Source organism: Clostridium frigidicarnis (assembly GCF_900111985.1).
Lineage (GTDB): Bacteria > Bacillota > Clostridia > Clostridiales > Clostridiaceae > Clostridium_Z > Clostridium_Z frigidicarnis.
In genome coordinates this window covers 84,281-102,879 of sequence record NZ_FOKI01000006.1, presented here as the reverse complement: position 1 = coordinate 102,879, position 18,599 = coordinate 84,281, and the positions used below count along the sequence as shown (strand labels likewise).

General features: G+C 28.7%; 18 protein-coding genes. 17 read left to right on the top strand and 1 reads right to left on the bottom strand.

The features are described from left to right. Positions 1-122: 122 nt before the first annotated feature. The 5 genes from BM119_RS05180 to BM119_RS05160 all read left to right on the top strand — a co-directional run bounded on the left by BM119_RS05180 (position 123) and on the right by BM119_RS05160 (position 6,466). Positions 123-425 carry a hypothetical protein gene (locus BM119_RS05180; protein WP_090039498.1) on the top strand — a complete coding sequence of 101 codons (303 nt, stop codon included), beginning with the start codon at positions 123-125 and terminating at the stop codon, positions 423-425. 106 nt (positions 426-531) lie between these two features. Continuing rightward, positions 532-2,583: a cell division protein FtsA gene (locus BM119_RS05175; protein ID WP_090039497.1), complete on the top strand. Its 2,052-nt coding sequence runs from the start codon at positions 532-534 to the stop codon at positions 2,581-2,583. A 13-nt stretch (positions 2,584-2,596) separates the two neighbouring features. Further along, positions 2,597-3,784, top strand: coding sequence for a M20 metallopeptidase family protein (locus BM119_RS05170; protein WP_090039495.1), 1,188 nt, complete (start codon positions 2,597-2,599; stop codon positions 3,782-3,784). A 75-nt stretch (positions 3,785-3,859) separates the two neighbouring features. Continuing rightward, positions 3,860-4,834, top strand: a complete 975-nt coding sequence (locus BM119_RS05165; RefSeq protein ID WP_090039493.1) for an RluA family pseudouridine synthase — start codon at positions 3,860-3,862, stop codon at positions 4,832-4,834. A 21-nt stretch (positions 4,835-4,855) separates the two neighbouring features. Beyond that, positions 4,856-6,466 carry a putative polysaccharide biosynthesis protein gene (locus tag BM119_RS05160; RefSeq protein ID WP_090039491.1) on the top strand — a complete coding sequence of 537 codons (1,611 nt, stop codon included), beginning with the start codon at positions 4,856-4,858 and terminating at the stop codon, positions 6,464-6,466. A 95-nt stretch (positions 6,467-6,561) separates the two neighbouring features. On the opposite strand, the gene spoVB is transcribed toward BM119_RS05160, so the two are convergent. Continuing rightward, entirely contained in the window at positions 6,562-8,070 is a 1,509-nt protein-coding gene (gene spoVB / locus BM119_RS05155) for a stage V sporulation protein B (protein ID WP_090039489.1), read from the bottom strand. Positions 8,071-8,261: 191 nt separating this feature from the next. Here spoVB and BM119_RS19760 point away from each other — a divergent pair, with 191 nt between their 5' ends. The 12 genes from BM119_RS19760 (at position 8,262) to BM119_RS05100 (ending at position 18,588) form a co-directional block, all read left to right on the top strand. Beyond that, the gene (locus BM119_RS19760) at positions 8,262-8,426 is read left to right on the top strand and encodes a hypothetical protein (RefSeq protein ID WP_177199319.1); all 165 of its coding nucleotides are present in this window, start codon (positions 8,262-8,264) and stop codon (positions 8,424-8,426) included. A gap of 3 nt (positions 8,427-8,429) precedes the next feature. Then, positions 8,430-8,993 carry a hypothetical protein gene (locus tag BM119_RS05150; RefSeq protein ID WP_090039487.1) on the top strand — a complete coding sequence of 188 codons (564 nt, stop codon included), beginning with the start codon at positions 8,430-8,432 and terminating at the stop codon, positions 8,991-8,993. Between the two features lie 334 nt (positions 8,994-9,327). After that, the gene (locus BM119_RS05145) at positions 9,328-10,632 is read left to right on the top strand and encodes a PQQ-dependent sugar dehydrogenase family protein (protein WP_090039485.1); all 1,305 of its coding nucleotides are present in this window, start codon (positions 9,328-9,330) and stop codon (positions 10,630-10,632) included. Between the two features lie 15 nt (positions 10,633-10,647). Then, positions 10,648-11,370, top strand: a complete 723-nt coding sequence (locus BM119_RS05140; RefSeq protein WP_090039483.1) for a zinc dependent phospholipase C family protein — start codon at positions 10,648-10,650, stop codon at positions 11,368-11,370. 45 nt (positions 11,371-11,415) lie between these two features. After that, positions 11,416-12,021: a hypothetical protein gene (locus tag BM119_RS05135; protein WP_090039481.1), complete on the top strand. Its 606-nt coding sequence runs from the start codon at positions 11,416-11,418 to the stop codon at positions 12,019-12,021. Continuing rightward, positions 11,927-13,615, top strand: coding sequence for a B12-binding domain-containing radical SAM protein (locus tag BM119_RS05130; RefSeq protein WP_090039479.1), 1,689 nt, complete (start codon positions 11,927-11,929; stop codon positions 13,613-13,615). The genes BM119_RS05135 and BM119_RS05130 overlap by 95 nt, the downstream gene beginning before the upstream one ends. 268 nt (positions 13,616-13,883) lie before the next feature. Then, positions 13,884-14,210, top strand: a complete 327-nt coding sequence (locus BM119_RS05125) for an ATPase (protein ID WP_090039478.1) — start codon at positions 13,884-13,886, stop codon at positions 14,208-14,210. Continuing rightward, entirely contained in the window at positions 14,197-16,152 is a 1,956-nt protein-coding gene (locus tag BM119_RS05120; RefSeq protein WP_090039476.1) for a V-type ATP synthase subunit I, read from the top strand. Before BM119_RS05125 ends, BM119_RS05120 begins: the two co-directional genes overlap by 14 nt. Positions 16,153-16,163: 11 nt before the next feature. Continuing rightward, positions 16,164-16,640, top strand: a complete 477-nt coding sequence (locus BM119_RS05115; protein ID WP_090039475.1) for a V-type ATP synthase subunit K — start codon at positions 16,164-16,166, stop codon at positions 16,638-16,640. 27 nt (positions 16,641-16,667) lie between these two features. Beyond that, positions 16,668-17,264 carry a V-type ATP synthase subunit E gene (locus BM119_RS05110; RefSeq protein WP_090039474.1) on the top strand — a complete coding sequence of 199 codons (597 nt, stop codon included), beginning with the start codon at positions 16,668-16,670 and terminating at the stop codon, positions 17,262-17,264. A gap of 21 nt (positions 17,265-17,285) precedes the next feature. Next, positions 17,286-18,287, top strand: a complete 1,002-nt coding sequence (locus BM119_RS05105) for a V-type ATP synthase subunit C (RefSeq protein ID WP_090039472.1) — start codon at positions 17,286-17,288, stop codon at positions 18,285-18,287. Then, positions 18,274-18,588, top strand: a complete 315-nt coding sequence (locus tag BM119_RS05100; protein ID WP_177199318.1) for a V-type ATP synthase subunit F — start codon at positions 18,274-18,276, stop codon at positions 18,586-18,588. The genes BM119_RS05105 and BM119_RS05100 overlap by 14 nt, the downstream gene beginning before the upstream one ends. Positions 18,589-18,599 lie beyond the last annotated feature (11 nt).

The window sequence follows — 18,599 nt, the reverse complement described above, 5'->3', positions numbered from 1 at the left end:
ACATTTCTAAAAATAAACAAAACAAAAGAATATGCTAATTGAAAAAATATATTTAATGTGTTACACTACTTACGAAGAAAAGCATTTAAAAGAGGTTTAAATAGTGAAAGGATGAGAGGGTTATGGTAACAGTTGCATTTAAGAAGATGTGGGAAGATGTAAATTCTTTAATGGCAAATAAAGATGTTGAATTAGAAGTAATAAATGTATTTAATAGTGGCTTTGTAATAAAGGAAGACAATGAAACTGTATTTATAACCAAAGATCATTTTGTGGATTTTTGGTGTAATATATTATATTATAACAAAATATCTAGGGAACAGATGAACAGAGAAAAGGGTAGATATATGAACTATGTTTATGATATAGTTAAGCATTTACCTTATGTATCTGAAAATAGTAATGAACTTACATTAATAGGATAGAATTATTGAATAATAAGAATTAGTGTTATATAATCGTATTAAAGGCTCATATTCAAAATCGAATATGAGCCTTTAAAATTATAGTTTTTAGAAGGAATGAATTAATATGGGTGATGTTATATTTTCTTTAGATATAGGTACTAGATCGATAATAGGTACTGTTGGAATAATTAAAAATAGCAAATTTCATGTTCTACATGAATGTTACAAAGAACATGAAGAACGAGCTATGATAGATGGACAAATTCATGATATAAAGTTAGTAGCTCAGTCTGTACAATATGTTAAAAATAACTTGGAAGAAAAGCTAGGTTTTGATTTAACTAAAGTTGCAATTGCAGCAGCAGGTAGATTTTTAAGAACTGCTTTAGGTAAATCAGAATTAAAATTAGAAGAAAATAGTGAGATAGATAAAGATTTAATTAGAAGTCTAGAACTTACAGCAGTAAAAAAGGCAGAAGAAGATATTTTTAAAACATCAGAGGGGAAACTTTATTGTGTAGGATATTCAGTGAAGAGCTACTACTTAAATGGGTATCTTATATCAAATCTTCTTTCACATAAGGGAGAGATTGCAGCAACAGATGTTATTGCAACATTTCTACCTAGATCTGTAATAGATTCTTTATACGCAGTAATGGACAAGGTTGGATTAGATGTGGTAAGTCTTACGTTAGAGCCCATTGCAGCAATTGAGGCTGTTATACCACAAAAACTTAGACTTTTAAATCTTGCTTTAGTTGATATTGGTGCAGGAACATCAGATATAGCTATAGCTAATTCTAACACAATAAGTGCTTATGGAATGGTTCCTATGGCTGGAGATGAAATTACAGAGATAGTGGCTCAAAGTTATCTTGTAGATTTTAATATGGCTGAAGAAATGAAGAAACAGTGCGTAAATAAGGAGATTATAGAATATAAAGATGTATTGGGACTTGAAAACACTGTTACCAGGGAAGAAATCTTAAAGGTTATTGATCCAGTTGTTAATAAAATTGCTTATGAAATTTCTTCAAAGGTAATAGAATTAAATGGTGGAAAGTCTCCCAATGCAATATTTTTAGTTGGTGGAGGAGCATATACACCAGGGATAAAGGAATCGTTAAGTAAAGAACTTTCATTACCGGAACAAAGAATTGGTATAAAGGGAAGAGATACTATAGAAGAATGTGTTGTAGAAGACAATTCTTTAGGAAGTATAGGAGTAACTGTTCTTGGAATAGCTCTTGTTGCTATTAGAAACTTAGGACATGAGTTTATGGATGTAATTTTAAATGGTAATGTAGTAAGTCTTTTTAATTCACATAAAAATAAAGTAATAGATGTATTACTACAATCAGGGATTAACCCTAAGATTTTAATATGTAAAAGAGGTAAAAACTTAAAATTTAAAATAAATGGAATAAGTAGGATAGCATTCGGTACCCTAGGAACTAATGCTAAAATAGAGCTTAACGGAAAAGAAGCTACTATGGAGGATGAAGTTAAAGAAGGAGACAAAATAGAGCTTATACCAGCTATAGACGGTATTGATGGAGTAGGAAAAATAAAAGAGTATGTAAAAGAAATATATAGCGTAAAATTTAAATTAAACGACGAAGAACTAGAGATGTGCCCTAAGGCATATTTAAATGGAGATAATATATCATTGGATTATGATATACAAAGAGATGATGATATAGAAATTGTTTACCCTGAAACTATTAAAGATCTGAAAAAATACTATATACAAGATAAGAAAGAGATCTGTATAGAAAATAATATTTTAAGAGATGATTACATAATAAAAGATGATGATACTTTAGAGTTTATTATAGATAAATTAGAAGATGATGAAGAATCTTTGAGTAAAGATGAAACTAATAAAGATAGCAAAATTAATGATGTAATTCTAAAGGAGAATATCAATAAAGATATAACTAAATCTATTAATGTAGAGAAGACTTTAGAAGAGGAGATTGTTAACGTTATAGTAAATGAAGATTCTATAAAATTACATGGAAAAAAAGCTTATATATTTGTTGATATATTTGATTTTATAGACTTTGATTTAACCATTCCAAAAGGAAATATAGTATTAAAAAGAAATGATAAAGATGCAAGCTATTATGATGAATTGCATGAAGGTGATGTAGTTAAAATATATTGGGAGTAACGAGGTGTTGAGTATGAATTTTAATATAGATTTTTATAAACAAGCATTAGAAATAGAAGATGAGATAGTAGCTATTAGAAGAGATTTTCATGAACATCCAGAACTAGGGTTTGAGGAAGTAAGAACAAGTGAAAAAATAAAGGAATTCTTAAAAAAAGAAGGAATACCTTATAAGGAAGTATCTAAAACAGGGATATGTGCAATTATTAAGGGTATTGAACATGGAAAAACAGTTGCATTAAGAGGTGATATGGATGCACTTCCTCTTGAAGATAAGAAAGACGTATCATATAAATCAAAAATACAAGGAAAAATGCATGGATGTGGACATGATGCTCATAGTGCTATTTTAATGGGAGCGGCAAAATTACTTAATAAAAATAAAGATAAATTTAAAGGAAATGTAAAATTTTTATTTGAACCAGCGGAGGAAACCGTTGGAGGTGCTAGATATATGATAAAAGAAGGTGTTTTAGAAAACCCAAATGTAGATGCTATATTTGGACTTCATGTAGCAGAACAAATAGAAGTAGGTAAAATAGGAATAAAGTATGGAGTGTTTAATGCAGCATCAAACCCATTTACAATAAAAATTAAAGGTAAGGGCGGACATGGAGCTCACCCAGAGGATACAATAGACCCTATTATAATAGCTTCTCAAGTTATATTATCTTTACAAACAATTATATCTAGAGAAATACCGCCTGTTTATCCAGGGGTTATTACTGTTGGAGCAATTCATGGTGGAACAGCCCAAAATATTATACCATCTGAAGTTGAGATAAAAGGTATAATGAGAACTTTAACAAGTGAACATAGAGAATTAGTAAAAAATAGACTTGTAGAGATAACAGAAGGAATATGCACTGCAATGAGAGGAAAATGTGAAATAGATATAGAAGAAAGTTATCCATGTCTTTATAATAATGACCATATGGTAAATCATTTAAAGCTTAGTGCAGAAAAAATAATAGGCAATAATAATATAGAGATTTTACAACATCCAAGTATGGGAGTTGAAAGTTTTGCATATTTTTCAAATGAAAGACCAAGTGCATTTTATTTCTTAGGAGTAAAAAATAAGGAAAGAGGAATAGTAAACCCAGCCCATGGGTGTTTATTTGATATTGATGAAAAAAGCTTAGCTTTAGGTATTTCAATACAATGTGAAGCGGCATTTCAATATTTGACAAGAAACTAAAATAATATTATGCTTATATAATGGGTTTTGTGTGTCTACATATCACCTAAAACAGAAGAAATAGGAGTGGTTTACTTGAAGATATTAATCGGACCAAACGAAGCAAGCCAAAGATTAGACAAATTCCTTAGAAAATTATTAAAGGATGTACCTTTAAGTGCTATATATAAAACAATAAGAAAGGGAGATGTAAAAATAAACGGAAAAAAAGCTAAAGAAAAATACTCCCTTTGTGAAGGCGATGAGGTTGAAATAAGAGACATAAAAACATCTGACAACAAAGAAGAAAAGAAAAAAGAACTGAAAAAGCTTCAGGGCTTAAAAACAAATTTTAAAGTAACATATGAAGACGAGAATATTTTACTAATTGAAAAATGGCCAGGAATATTAGTTCACTCTGATAAAAAGAATGGAGAACCTACTTTAACAGATCATGTTTTAGCATATCTACATGAAAAAGGAGAGTATACTCCAGAAAAAGAAATTACATTTACACCTGCATCATGTAATAGATTAGATAGAAACACATCAGGTATTGTAATGTTCGGAAAGAATTTTAAGGCGTTAAAAGATCTTAATGAGATGGTAAGAGAAAGAGGCGTTGAGAAATATTATGTAGCCTTAGTACAGGGAAGAATAAAAGATGGAATATATAAGGGTCATATAGTTAAAGATGAGAGAAGTAATCTTTCAAGAGTATTTAAAGATAAAGTAGCCAATTCTAAAGAAATAGCTATGGAAGTTAAAACTATACAAAGTAATGGGTTATTCTCATTTATAGAGCTTACTTTAATAACTGGTAGAAGTCATCAACTTAGAGCTCATTTAGCATCTCTAGGTAATCCAATTATAGGAGATGAAAAATACGGAAACAAAAAGATGAATAGCTTTTTCTTCAATAAATTTGAACTTGATTATCAATTCTTATATGCATATAAAGTTATTTTCAAGGAATGTCCAGAAAAGCTTGAGAATCTAAAAAATAAAACAATAGCAGAATCACTTCCACCAATATTTAAAAAGATAAAGAAGGATGTATTTAAATTCTAATGTAATTTTGAGGAGAGAATCATGAAGGAACAATCTACTACAAAAGGATTTGCCATACTTTCTTTTGCAGGAATAATGGCTAAGGTTATATCTCTTCTATATGTGCCTCTTTTAATTAATATATTAGGGGAAGAGGGGTATGGAGTATATACGTCTGTATATCAGATATTTGCACTAGCGTATGTAATTACTAATACAGGTATGCAGACAGCTATAAGTAAACAAGTATCAGAGCTTATAGCATTAAATAATCATAAAGATGCTGTAAAGACATTTAAAATAGCTAGAAGTATATTATTTGCTTTAAGTATGTTTATTTGTATGATAATTTTACAATTTTCTGTACCAATAGCACGTGGCATTGAAAATGAAAAGGGATTGCTTGCACTAATAACATTAGCACCTGCAATAGTTGTAACATCAGTATTAGCAGCTTATAGAGGATATTTCCAAGGAAGAAGTATAATGACTCCTACGGCAGTATCTCAAGTTATTGAGCAATTATTTAATGCAATTTTTACTGTGTTATTTGCTGCAATTTTAGTTTCAAGAGGCGTTGGATATGGTGCAGCAGGAGGTACTATAGGAACAGTTTTAAGTGGCTTATTTGCAGCTGTATATCTTATATGGATGTATAGAAAATCAAGGATAATTAAAACACCTAAAAGTGTTGACTTACTTGAGCCTAAAAGACTTAGTAATGGAGAAATTGTAAGAAAGTTATTTAAATATGGTATACCTATAACATTAAGTGCAACTCTTCAAAACCTTGGAGTTACAATTGATATGATAGTTGTAAGAAGGAGACTTATAGTTTCAGGGTTATCTACAGAACAGGTAGATATAAACTTTGCATTATTAAGTAAATATACAACACTTGTAGGAGTTCCTTTAGCTCTAATAGCGGCATTATGTGCAGCTATTATACCATCGATATCAAGAGCAGTAGTAGTTAATGATAGAAAAACAATAAAAGAAAAAATAGGATTTGCTTTTAAAATGAGTTATCTGGTATCTATACCATCAGCAGTAGGGTTAGCAATCCTAAGTAAACCTATATATGAACTTATACTAAAGACAAAAGGCTATGATATGATGCAACTTGGAGCTGTGGCTCTTATATTTATGTCTATAGTTCAAATTCAAACAATAATTTTACAATGTATGAATAAGTTATATTTAGTACTTATATCATTGGGAACCGGTATCATAATAAAAATAATTACAAACTACATATTAGTCGCTATACCTGGAATCGGAGTAAAAGGTGCAATAATAGGTACTACTTTAAGTTCATTAATTCCTATGATTATTAATAATATAATAATGAAGAGAACTTTAAAAATGAATATTGGATTGTTAAAATATGCTGTAAAACCAACATTAGCATCTATATTAATGGCAGCAGCGGTAATCTTATGTAGAGTAATTTGTGTATCTGCATTAACACTTATAAGCAGTAATAAATTATTTTCAAATGCTTTACCAACATTAATATCTATACTCGTTGGAATGATAGTTTATGGATATGGAATGATATTAACAGGTGGTGTTACAAGAAAAGATGTATTATCGGTATCACCTAAGATAGAAAGAATTATGCCAGGATTTATGAAAAGAAAATTAAGATAAAAAAATCCCTATTTTAGGGATTTTTTTATTTGTAGGAAAGTATAGAAATTTTTAAGTCTAAAAGAATGATAAGGCACATGAAAGAAAATCATCTTTTAATAATATTCATTTTTAGGTGACTTAAATATTAATCCTATAAAGAAAAATGAAAAACCTAATAATATTATGAAGATATTTTTAAATGTAGAATGAACATCTAATAATAAACCATTAGTAAGTCTTAATGTTAAAAAGCAAAGAATACTTAATAGAAAAATTAATATTATTTGAAAAAAATCAAATCTAAAATTAATGTGTCTTTTTATTTCTTTTATATTAAGAAATAAAACAATTATTGAAGATAATACAACACTTATACTGTAACCAAAAATATTTATTGAAGGAATACCGGTCAAAACATATAAACAGCTTGTTTCAATTACAGCTCCTATTAAAGAATTCCTTAATATAATACTTTGTTTACTTATACCATTTAATATTCCATAGGTACTTCCAAGACAATATACAAAAGGAGCACATATTGAAGCAAATCTAATAAAGCTTCCTAAATCATATCTATTATAAAACATATACCCTAGTTCTGTAGGGATTGTATTACAAATAGCGGTTGTGCATAGACCAAGCAGAATTGCTATTTTTAACACTTCTTTTATTCTAATACAGGCAGCACAATAATTTTTTTTGTTAATGGTTTGAGATAAATCAGGTATAAGTAGTGTTGATATTGAGCCTATAATTATCATTGGAAAAAATACTATAGTCATAGACATACCAGTAAATTTACCTATTACAGAAAGTCCACTTGTATATTCTATACCAGCTTTAACTAGTCTCCTAGGAAGCATTAAGGTACACACGCTATCAAGAGCTGTTGTTAAAAAACCATTAAGACAAAGTGGAATTGATATGACTAAAACATTAAATAGTAATTGTATTTTACTGTCTAAGGTTTTAGGTGTAACAGGAAATTTTTTGGTGCTTTTTTTATAATATATATATAAAAGAATAAGGCTTATAAATTCTCCAATACATAAGGCTACATAAGCCACAGTAACTAAGGAAGTTACCGATTTTGATTTTAACATGTTGGATAAAATAAGTATAACTGTAATTCTTACCGATTTTTCAAATATGTCTATAATTGCAGGAACCATAATTTCAGCTGTTCCATAAAAATATCCTTTTAATATGTTAGATGCAGCTATAAAAACCATAGCAGGACACGTTATTCTGAGAGCCAAAGCTGTTCTTGAATCTTTTATTATTACTGAAGATATGTTTGGAGCTAATAGAAATACTATAAAAGCAATGATAATTCCCCACATAATATTAAATGTAAAAATTGTTTTTATAGTTTTTTTTACATTTCCAAAATCTTTATTATCTATATATATAGCAGAAATTTTTGATATTGCAGTAACTATTCCGCCGCATATTAAGCAGATAAATAAATTATAAATAGGCATTACAAGTCCATAAAGTCCCATGCCTTCTGCACCTAAGCTTCTAGATAGTATTATTGAAAATAAAAAACCTAATACTCCAGTTGTTAGATTTGACAAAATAAGCATAAAAGAATTTTTATAGAAGCTTTTATTTGACATATAATCCTCCTTATTTAAATTACTTGCTTTTAAATATTATTCTTGAACTGTTAAGCATATTACTAAAATTTCTTTTAAGGCACATGAAAGAAAATAACAAGTCAAATATACTAGCATACTGACTTGTTATTTTTTGAATGTGCCTAAAGGTAAATCTCATTGAAATTTTCATATAATTGGAGTATATTTTATTGTATAGAAAACACAAGGTAAAAGTTGAAAGTTACAAGTGGCAAGTTGATGATGTTTTTCTTGATGTTGCTTTGAAAAACCAATCTGAACTTGACACTTGTAACTGCAAAATTGCTACTTTGTTCTTTAAGACGTTAAGAAATAATAAATTTAGGGGAGTATAAAAGATGATTAAGTGTTTAATATGTGGGTACATAATAAGAGAAGAAATAGCAGATAAAAATAAAGAAGCAATACCATTTGCAAATTCAAAACAAAATATTAAGTATTGCCCATTCTGTGGAGTAGATGAGAAGTGGCTTGTAGAAAGTGATGATAGATTATTAGGAGATAAATTAGAATTAAATGATGAAACATTAAAAATAATAAACCATGCAATGAAATTAGAAGTGTTTAATGGAGATTTTTATAAAGAAGCTAGTGAGTTATGCTTAAATAAAGAAAATAAAAGTTTTTTTAAATCTTTATCTAATATAGAATATACTCATGCTCAGGTTCATAGAAGATTGTGTAAAGAAAAAAGAACACCTTCCTTAACATCTTTAAATTATGAAAAATTTAGAGGGAAGGATGAGTTGCTTTTAGATGAAGCATTAAAAAGAGAAGAACATGCAATTAATTATTATAAACGATATTATGATAAGGTATGTAATGATGAGGTAAGAACAATATTTAAAATATTATCTAAGGTTGAAGAAGATCATATATATCTTGCATCTTCAAAAAAATAAAAAATGCCTACATCGAAATAAAAGAACAAATTGAGAACTTAGATTAGTGACAATCTATGAGTGGAAAGTTGGAGTTTATGGTGGGATAGTTTACAGAGTATAAATATATAGTTAACCATTCAATTTAACCTGTCACTTGCAAGAGGTACCACCTTGTTTAAAAACTAATAACTAAGTTTTAATTTTAAATTTTTTGTGATAAAATAAACCTTAATTGTAAAATGTTAATTTTGAATTTTCAATTTAAATAACAGGTACTTCTAACTTTTGTAATTATAACTGATATACATAAATATATATAAATAGTATATTAATTAATTTAAGAGGGAGAGGTATGAAAATTCTAGGGAAAAAATCAATTATATTGGTAGCTGCCTTAATAATTATAACTTTAATAGCATTTTTAATTTCAGGTGTAACAGTAGATTGCAATATGAAAATTAAAAATAAGAATTTAAGTTATGATATTAAAGTAAAGGGACTAAAAGACACAAGGGATTTTACAATAGATAAGGATGATAATTACTATATAGCTTATGAAAATAAAATACAAAAGATTGATAAAAACGGAAAAGCTATAAATTTAATAGAAAAAAATATTTTTAATATAAACTCTATTGCTTATCATAATAATAACTTGTATTTTTGTAGTGATAATAACTTATATTCATATAATTTAGATGACAATAAAACAAGATTAATTATGAACACTATACCAAGTGTTGGAGATTATAATAAATGTAAACTACTAATAAATAGGAATAACTTATATATATCTATAGGTGCAGCTACTAATTCAGGAGTGGTTGGTGAAGATAATCAGTGGCTTAATGACGAGCCTATTATCCATGATATAACACCTAAATCTGTTACATTAAGAGGAAATCAATATAGTGGAACAGGAACATTTGTTCCTTTTAATACTAAAAACATAAAAGGTGAGTTAATAGAAGGAACTTTTCCAGGAAACAGTTCTGTGGTTAAATATGATTTAGAACAAAATAAAGGTAATTTATTTTGTTGGGGAATAAGAAACATAAAGGGAATGGACTTTAATAGTGAAGGTAAAGTAATTGGTGCAGTAGGTGGTATGGAAAATAGAGGAGCTAGGCCTATTAAAGGAGACAAGGATTATATATATGAGATTAAAGAAAATGCTTGGTATGGATGGCCAGATTATAGTGGGGGAGATCCGGTAACATCTCCTAGATTTATAGGTAAAAACAATACAAAGGTTGAATTTGTATTAGAAAATCATCCAACAAGTAATCCAATGGCTCCAATTTATCAACATAAGTCTCTGTCAACTATAGAGAGCTTGGCAGTGGATAAAGAGAGTATATTAGGAAGCAAAGATTGTATATATTTTTATGATAATGACGATAATACCATATATAGTTTAGAAAAGTCATCTGTAATAAAAACTGAAATAGAATTTAATAAATCTAAAAATATTTCTTTGAAATTTACAGGAAAATCTCTTGCTGTTTTAAATGGAGAACAAGGAATAATTTTTGAGGTTAATAATATTAAAAATAAAACACCAGTGAATCCATTAGATAAAAAGGCTATTTATGTAGTTCTTGCAGTACTAGGTGTAGCTATAGTAGGCATGGCTTGGAAGGTAGTTAATAGATAAAAAGAGGGGATAGAATTGAAAAAAACCATTGAAAAGACATATGGAAAGGCTGTTACTAATGTAATGAAAGCTGTTAATCCTGTTAAGAAAAAAATGCTTAATACCCACTGTAATGTTCATAAATATATAAATGTAGAAGCATTAAATATATTAAATAATGAAGGGTATGACAAACAATATGATTTTTATAGAAATTATATTGATAAATTAAATCAAGGTGCACATTGGATAGATCAGGATTTTAAAAGTACAAATCATTTTTATCATATTACAAAAGAAAGAGGGCTTTATGGATTTTCAAATGCCTTAACAGAATGTATTAAATATTATAATAAATCAATAGAAGAATATAATGAAAAAAATATAAATGAAAGTATGTTTTTTTTAGGTGCTTGTTGTCACCTAATCCAAGATGTAACGGTACCGCACCATGTAGACAATAGACTTTTAAAAAAACATAGACCCTTTGAAATATGGATAGTAAAAGAAATATCGCAAAACAGCGAAAAATATTCTGTGCATGATGGAAGTAAGCGTTATGGAAATATAGATGATTATATAAAAAATAATGCTAATACAGCTAGACAAATTTATTATAGATATCAAGATATTGAAGATGAATATAAGAGATATAGTAAAATATCAAAAGAAATATTAGGGGAAGCACAAAAAACTACGGCAGGTTTCTTGTTAGATTTCTATGATGAAATAATTAACAAAAAGGATAATTCCAAATAAAGGAATTATCCTTTTTATATTGAATAAATAATAAGGGGTGATGTTATGAAGGAGATTAAAGAATATACTTTAGATTTAAGAAAAATAAAATTTAATGATAACCTTTTGGACATTTCAGGAGACAACTATGGTATAATATATAGTCTATTAAAGGCAAATTATGATGAAGTTAGTGTTGATTATGTAGAAAGCCAAGAGGAAAAGTGTGAAAAAGAATTATACAATAATGCAGCTCTATTTTTTAAGTTTAGTACAATAAAGTCATCCAGGGGAAGAAAAGAACTGTTAAAGGAAATCTCAGATAGTCTATATAATGATGGTGAAATATATATATGGGATTATAATAAAAGATATAGAGAGAATTTTTATGGTAAAATAATTTGTATAATATCAGAAGAAACAAATAAGGAATTTTTAATAAAAGATTCTAATTTAATAAAAGCTTTAGATGAAAGAGATATATTAAATGCTATGAATTCAGACTTTGATATTTTAGATTTACAGCATAATGATGAGATATTTTTTATAAAAGCTAAAAAGAAGGGAAGAAAGACATATGAAGATATTACTAGTGGGGATAAACTCAAAATATATTCACAGCAACCTGGCTATAAGATATTTAAGAGAATTTACAAAGGATTTAAATCATGAAGGTAAAATAATGGAGTTTTCTATAAATGACTGCTTGGACAACATAGTTGAAGCAATTATGGAAGAAAAACCTCAAGTTGTAGCTTTTTCTACTTATATATGGAATAGCGAGTATGTAAGAAAAGTTGCAAAAACTATAAAGCTTATAGACAATTCAGTGGAAATCATTTATGGTGGACCTGAGGTTACTTACGATGGAGAAAATTTCTTAAGAAATAATGTAGGCGAATATATTATTGAAGGAGAAGGGGAAGAAACATTTAGAGAATTAGTAGAATATAAACTTGGAAAAGGAAAAATAAGTGATATAAAAGGAATATATTATAAAGTAAGTGGTGATAACCAAGAAACTACTATAGTTTATAACGGTAAAAGACCTGTAATGGACATGAACAAAATAGTATTTCCATATAATGAAGAAGATGATTTGCAAAATAAAATAGTTTATTATGAGGCTTCAAGGGGTTGTCCTTTTAGATGTAAATACTGCCTTTCATCGGTTTTAACTAATGTTAGATTTTTAAATGTTGAGAGAGTTAAAAAGGATTTAACGTATTTAATAGAAAAGAACGTTAAGTTAATAAAATTTGTAGATAGAACTTTTAATTGCGATGGTAAATTTGCAATGGAACTATGGGAGTTTTTAATGAACTATCCTTGTGATACAACATTCCATTTTGAAATTTCTGCAGATATATTTAAAAAAGAGGAATTAGAACTTTTAAGTAAAGCTCCTAAGGGGAAATTTCAATTTGAGGTTGGAGTTCAAACAACAAATGATGAAGTATTAAAAAACATAAATAGATATGTTAAATTTGATCATATAAAAGAAAACATTCAATATGTCCAAAAGCATGACAATATAAAACAGCATTTAGATCTTATAGCAGGGCTACCTGGAGAAGATTTAGAATCATTTAAAAAATCATTTAACGATGTTTATAGTATTGAACCAGAAGAGATACAGTTAGGATTTTTAAAATTAATAAAGGGTACATCTATGAGAAAAGAGGCTAACCAATGGGGAATGGTAGCATCTCCTTATGCCCCATATGAAATATTAAAAACAAAAGATATAAGTTATGACGAATTACTTTCATTAAAAAAAGTTGAAAATATGGTCGATAAGTACTATAATAGTGGAAAGTTTAATTTAACAATAAAATATTTAAGAAAATGTTTTGATAACCCATTTGAATTTTATGAATCATTAGCCAATTACTTTGAAAATCATGGATATTTTAAGAGAAGTATATCAAACAATGATTACTATAAATTTTTCTTGGATTTCAACAAAGACATATTAAAGAGTAACACTGATATTATAAGAGAGATTTTGAGATATGAATATTTATGTGTAAATAAAAAGAGGGGGATACCTGAATTTTTAAGAGGGGATATGTCAAAAGATGAGGAAAGAGCTATAAAGGATATTTTACGTGAAAAAGGACAAAAATTAGAAAATAGTAGTCATGTAGAAAAGTTTAATATAGATATAGCTAAATTAAAGAGTAAAAATAATGTATCTAAAAAAAATATTTATATTATTTTTAACGAAAAAAAGGAACCTACATACTTAGATTTGCAAGAATAAACAGATGTTTTTATCAAGACAGAGAAGATTTTCTCTGTCTTTTTTTATATAAGTGAATAAAATTTTGTTAAAAAAGATAAGATAAATTGTAGATATTTAAAGAAAAAACATGTATAGTTTAGATACATATAATAAAATATATTTATTTTTTTGTTGAAATTATATAAAAATATAGTATAATATTTAATAACTGAATAAACTGTAATTAATACTATATAAAGTATTAATATATGTATTCAAATAATTTTGAAGTAAAGGTGGTGATAATTTGGCATTAGAAGCAATAAAAGATATAAAAAAAGCTGAGGAAGAAGGCATGAATTTAATAAAAGAAGCTTCTTTGAAAGCTAAGGAAATACTCAAAGACGCAGAATCCAAGGCATCTTCTGAGTATGAAAAAATATTATCATCTGCAAGTGAAGAAAGTAAAAATATCTTCAGAAAAGCAGAGGAAAAAGGCAATATGGAGGCACTACCTATATTAGAAAAAGGTGAAAAAGCAAGACAAGGCATTCTAAACTTAGGTGATGAAAGCTTAAAAAAGGCTGTGAATTTAGTGATTGAGAGGATAGTGAATATTAATGGCAATAGTTAAGATGAGTAAATTCACATTATTGGCCTTTAAGTCACAGAAGGAAGAGCTTTTACAAAGATTGCAAAGATTTGAAAATGTACAATTCATCGATTTGAAGGAGAAGGAAGATGAAGAATTAAGCTTTTTGACTTTCAATAGAGATGGAGAAAATCTTTCTCAAATACAAGCAGATTTGGCTAAGGTTAAGTTCTCCCTAGATATGTTAAAGGAATTTGTACCTAAGGAAGGTGCAATTGAGGCTTTGAAAAAGGGTAAGTTAACATTATCAGATAATGAACTTATTAAAAGAGTAAATGCTATTAATTGGCAAGAAATTTATCAAGGTCTTAAAGAAAAGGAGGATACTTTAAACGAGATAAAAAACGAAGTAAGTAAGATTTATTCAGAGTTAGAAGTATTATCTCCATGGGGGAATTTAGATGTATCTTTTGGTGATTTAAAGAGTTTAAATCAATGTGGATACTTTATTGGAACAATTCCTAAAATGTTTAAAGATAAGTTCTTACAAGAACTTAATGAAAATGTTCAAAATTCTTATGTTGAGGTATTAAACGAGATTAAGGGTGAAGCCTATATTCTTGTTGTAGCTCATAACAATGAATTAGAATTGGCTAGCGAACTTTTAAAGGCTAATAGTTTTGCAAAAGTTAATGTTAGCTATGATGAAAAACCATCAGATGCCATACGTAATTTTAATAAAAATTTAAAAGAGTTAAAAATTACAGAAAGTAAAATAAAAGATGAAATAAAGGAACAAGCAAAATATAATGAAGATTTGCAAATTGTATATGAATATTTAAGTGATAATGACCTTTTGTTAAAAGCAGAAGATAATTTCTTGAGTAGTGAAAATTTAGTTGTCATCAATGGATGGGTTCCAACTTCTGAAGTTGAAAAGTTTGAAAAGAAAATTAAATCAGTTTCAAAAGATCAATATTATCTAGAGGTTAAGGAAGCAAAAGTTGATGATCCAGAAGTTCCAGTAATGCTTAAAAATGGAAAAGTTGTTTCGGCTTTCGAGTCAATAACTTCTATGTTTAGCACTCCAAGGTACAATGAAATAGATCCAACTCCATATTTGACACCATTCTATTTAGTATTCTTTGGAATGATGGTTGCAGATGTAGGATACGGAATTTTAATGTTTATAGCAGCTTTATATGCTCTAAAGAAATTTAAGTTAGATGAAAAGCAACAAGGATTTGCAAGGTTTTTCTTATACTTAAGTTTACCAACAATGGTGGTTGGAGCTTTATATGGTTCTTATTTCGGAGATATTCTTGGAATCCCAGGGCTAGTTAATCCGGGAGAAGATGTTATAACAATAATGGCAGCTTCCTTAGTGTTAGGTATAGTGCAAATTTATACTGGTTTAGGCATAAAAGCATATATGCTTTTAAGAGATGGATTGGTTAAAGATGCCATATATGATACAGGGTCTTGGTATTTAACATTAACTGGAGGTCTTGTACTTTTAGGAGGAAGTTTTCTAGGAGTTCCGGCTTCAATTGTTGCAATATTCAAATGGATTATGATAGTCGGTATGGTTATGATAGTATTAACCCAAGGAAGAGCAAACAAAAGTGTTGGTGCAAAACTTGGAGGAGGACTATATGCTCTATACAATATAAGTGGATATGTTGGAGATTTAGTTTCATACTCAAGACTTATGGCTTTAGGTCTTGCTGGAGGGTTTATAGGTTCAGCATTTAACTTAATGATAGGAATGCTTGGAAATCCTATAGCGAAAATTCTTGCAGGATCACTAATATTTGTTGCAGGTCATATATTCAACCTTTTACTTGGAGCACTTAGTGCATATGTGCATACATGTAGGCTTCAATATGTTGAATATTTTGGGAAATTCTACGAGGGTGGTGGAAAGCCATTCACTCCATTTAAATCAAATAGTAAATATTTAAATCTTAAGAAAGATGAATAGGAGGAAAATTTATGTCAGTATTTTTTGATTTTTTAATAAATAACGGAGGGGTAATAATGGCCACTCTAGGTATGGCGTTAGCAGTAATAATGCCAGGAATAGGTTCAGCTAGAGGTGTTGGTATAGTTGGTGAGGCTGCTTCAGGATTAATGACAGAAGAACCAGAAAAGTTTGGTAAATCATTAGTACTTCAATTGTTACCAGGTACACAAGGATTATATGGTTTTGTTATAGGTCTTATGGTTTTCTTAAAGCTTGAAGCAGGTCTTCCTTTTGATATGGGAGCGTATTACTTCTTCGCGTGTCTTCCAATAGCATTTGTTGGTTGGAAATCAGCTGTATCTCAGGCTAGAGTTGCAGCATCTGGTATAGCTATACTTGCTAAGAATCCAGAGCACAACACAAAGGGTATAATCTACTCTGCAATGGTTGAGACTTACGCATTATTAGCATTCGTTATATCTCTATTATTAGTATTTAAGTTCTAGTAAAAAGTTATTTAAGGATGTGAATATATGTCAAATTTAAACAATATCACTTCTAAGATAATAGAAGATGCGAAGTTAAAAGCAGATGAGATTTTAGAGGAAGCAAGAAAAGAAGAAAAAAAATTGATTAAAAAAAAGATTTCGGAAGCTAATAAAGTCAAGGAAGATATGCTAATTAAAGCTGAAAGAGAAGCTATAGTTAGAAGTGAAAGAATAATATCTTCTGCAGAACTTAAAAGCAGAAATGAAGGCTTAAGAGCTAAAGGTGAAATCATAGAAAAAGTATTTAAAATGGCTTTAGATGAATTGAAAAATCTTGAAGTTGATAAATATGAAAAAATCTTTAAGGATTTCATTAATAACATAGATATATGTGGAGATGAAGAAGTTATAGTTCCAAGAAATTATAAAAAAACTATAGAAAATATATTAGGTGAAGTAAATAACTCTCTTAAAGCTAAAGGCAAAAAAGGTGAATTAAAACTTTACCAGGGTGAGAAAGAAATATCTAGTGGTTTTATAGTTTCAAAAAATGGTATATATTCAAATATAACATTTGAAAGCTTGCTATCCTATAAGAAGGATGAGCTAGAGCAGGAAATAGCAAAGACTTTATTCAACTAGTTTTAAGGAGGATTAGCCATTATGGATAGAATGAATTTCACTCAAGCAGTGGCTAGGCTTAGAGTTTTAGAAACTAGACTCCTTAATAAAATTAAGATAGAAAGAATGATAGATTCTACCTCTGCTCTAGAGGCTCTAAAGGTTCTTCAAGAAACGGAATATGGAAGCCTTATGGGAAATGTAAAAAGAGCTGAGGACTATGATAATTTATTAAGTGAGGAGTTAAAGAGAATATTCTCTTTAGCCTATGAGATAACTCCTGAAAAGTCCTTTGTAGATATAATGAGCTTAAAGTATGATTATCATAATTTAAAAGTTCTTCTTAAAGCTAAAGCATTAAAAGGGGATTTAGACCACCTTCTTATGGAGGTGGGCACAATCTCAGCTGAGAAGTTAAAGCTTTTTATCACTACAGAGGAATATAAGGAGCTTAACCAACTAATGAGAGAAGCTTTAATGGAAGCGCAAAGAGCTTTTGAGGAGTCTAAAGACCCTCAGGTAATAGATATAATTCTTGATAAGTATCTTTATAAAGACATGTTAAATAGATCAATAGAAACAGAGTTCGATTTTATGAAGGATTATGTTAAAGATAATATAGATTTTACTAATATAAGAACCTATATTAGACTTAAAAAGCAGCAAAAGGGTGTTAAATTCTTTAAGGTAGTATTCCTTGAAAGTGGTAATATAAAGGAAGAAGTATTTGTGAAAAATTATGAAGATTCTGTAGAAAACTTTATTCCCAAATTATCATTTTTAAAGGCTTATGACTTTATAAAGAAGGGCTTAGAAGATTATGTGGTAACAGGAAAGTTAAGTTCCTTTGAAAAAGTTACAGAAGACTATATCATGAAAGAAGCTAAAAAGGCAAAGTACGTTAACTTTGGACCTGAGCCAATAGTTTCATATGTTATAGCTAAAGAAACTGAAATCAAGGTTCTTAGAATAATAATGGTTGGAAAAATAAATAACTTATCACCTGATGCCATAAGAGAAAGGCTGCGTGATGTCTATGTATAAGATAGGTGTTGTTGGAGATAAAGATTCAGTTTTAGCTTTTAAAGCAATTGGAATAGATGTTTATCCAGTTGTTGAAATTGAAGAAGCTAGAAAGACTATAGACAAAATGGCTATGGAAAAATATGCCGTTATATTTGTAACGGAGCAGGTGGCGAAGGATTTAGAAGAAACTATAGATAGATATAATAAATCTATGGTTCCAGCCATCATATTAATTCCAAGCAATCAAGGTTCTTTAAACATAGGTCTAAGTAAGGTTCAGGAGAACGTTGAAAAAGCAGTTGGTGTTAATATTTTATAGGAAGCGAGGTA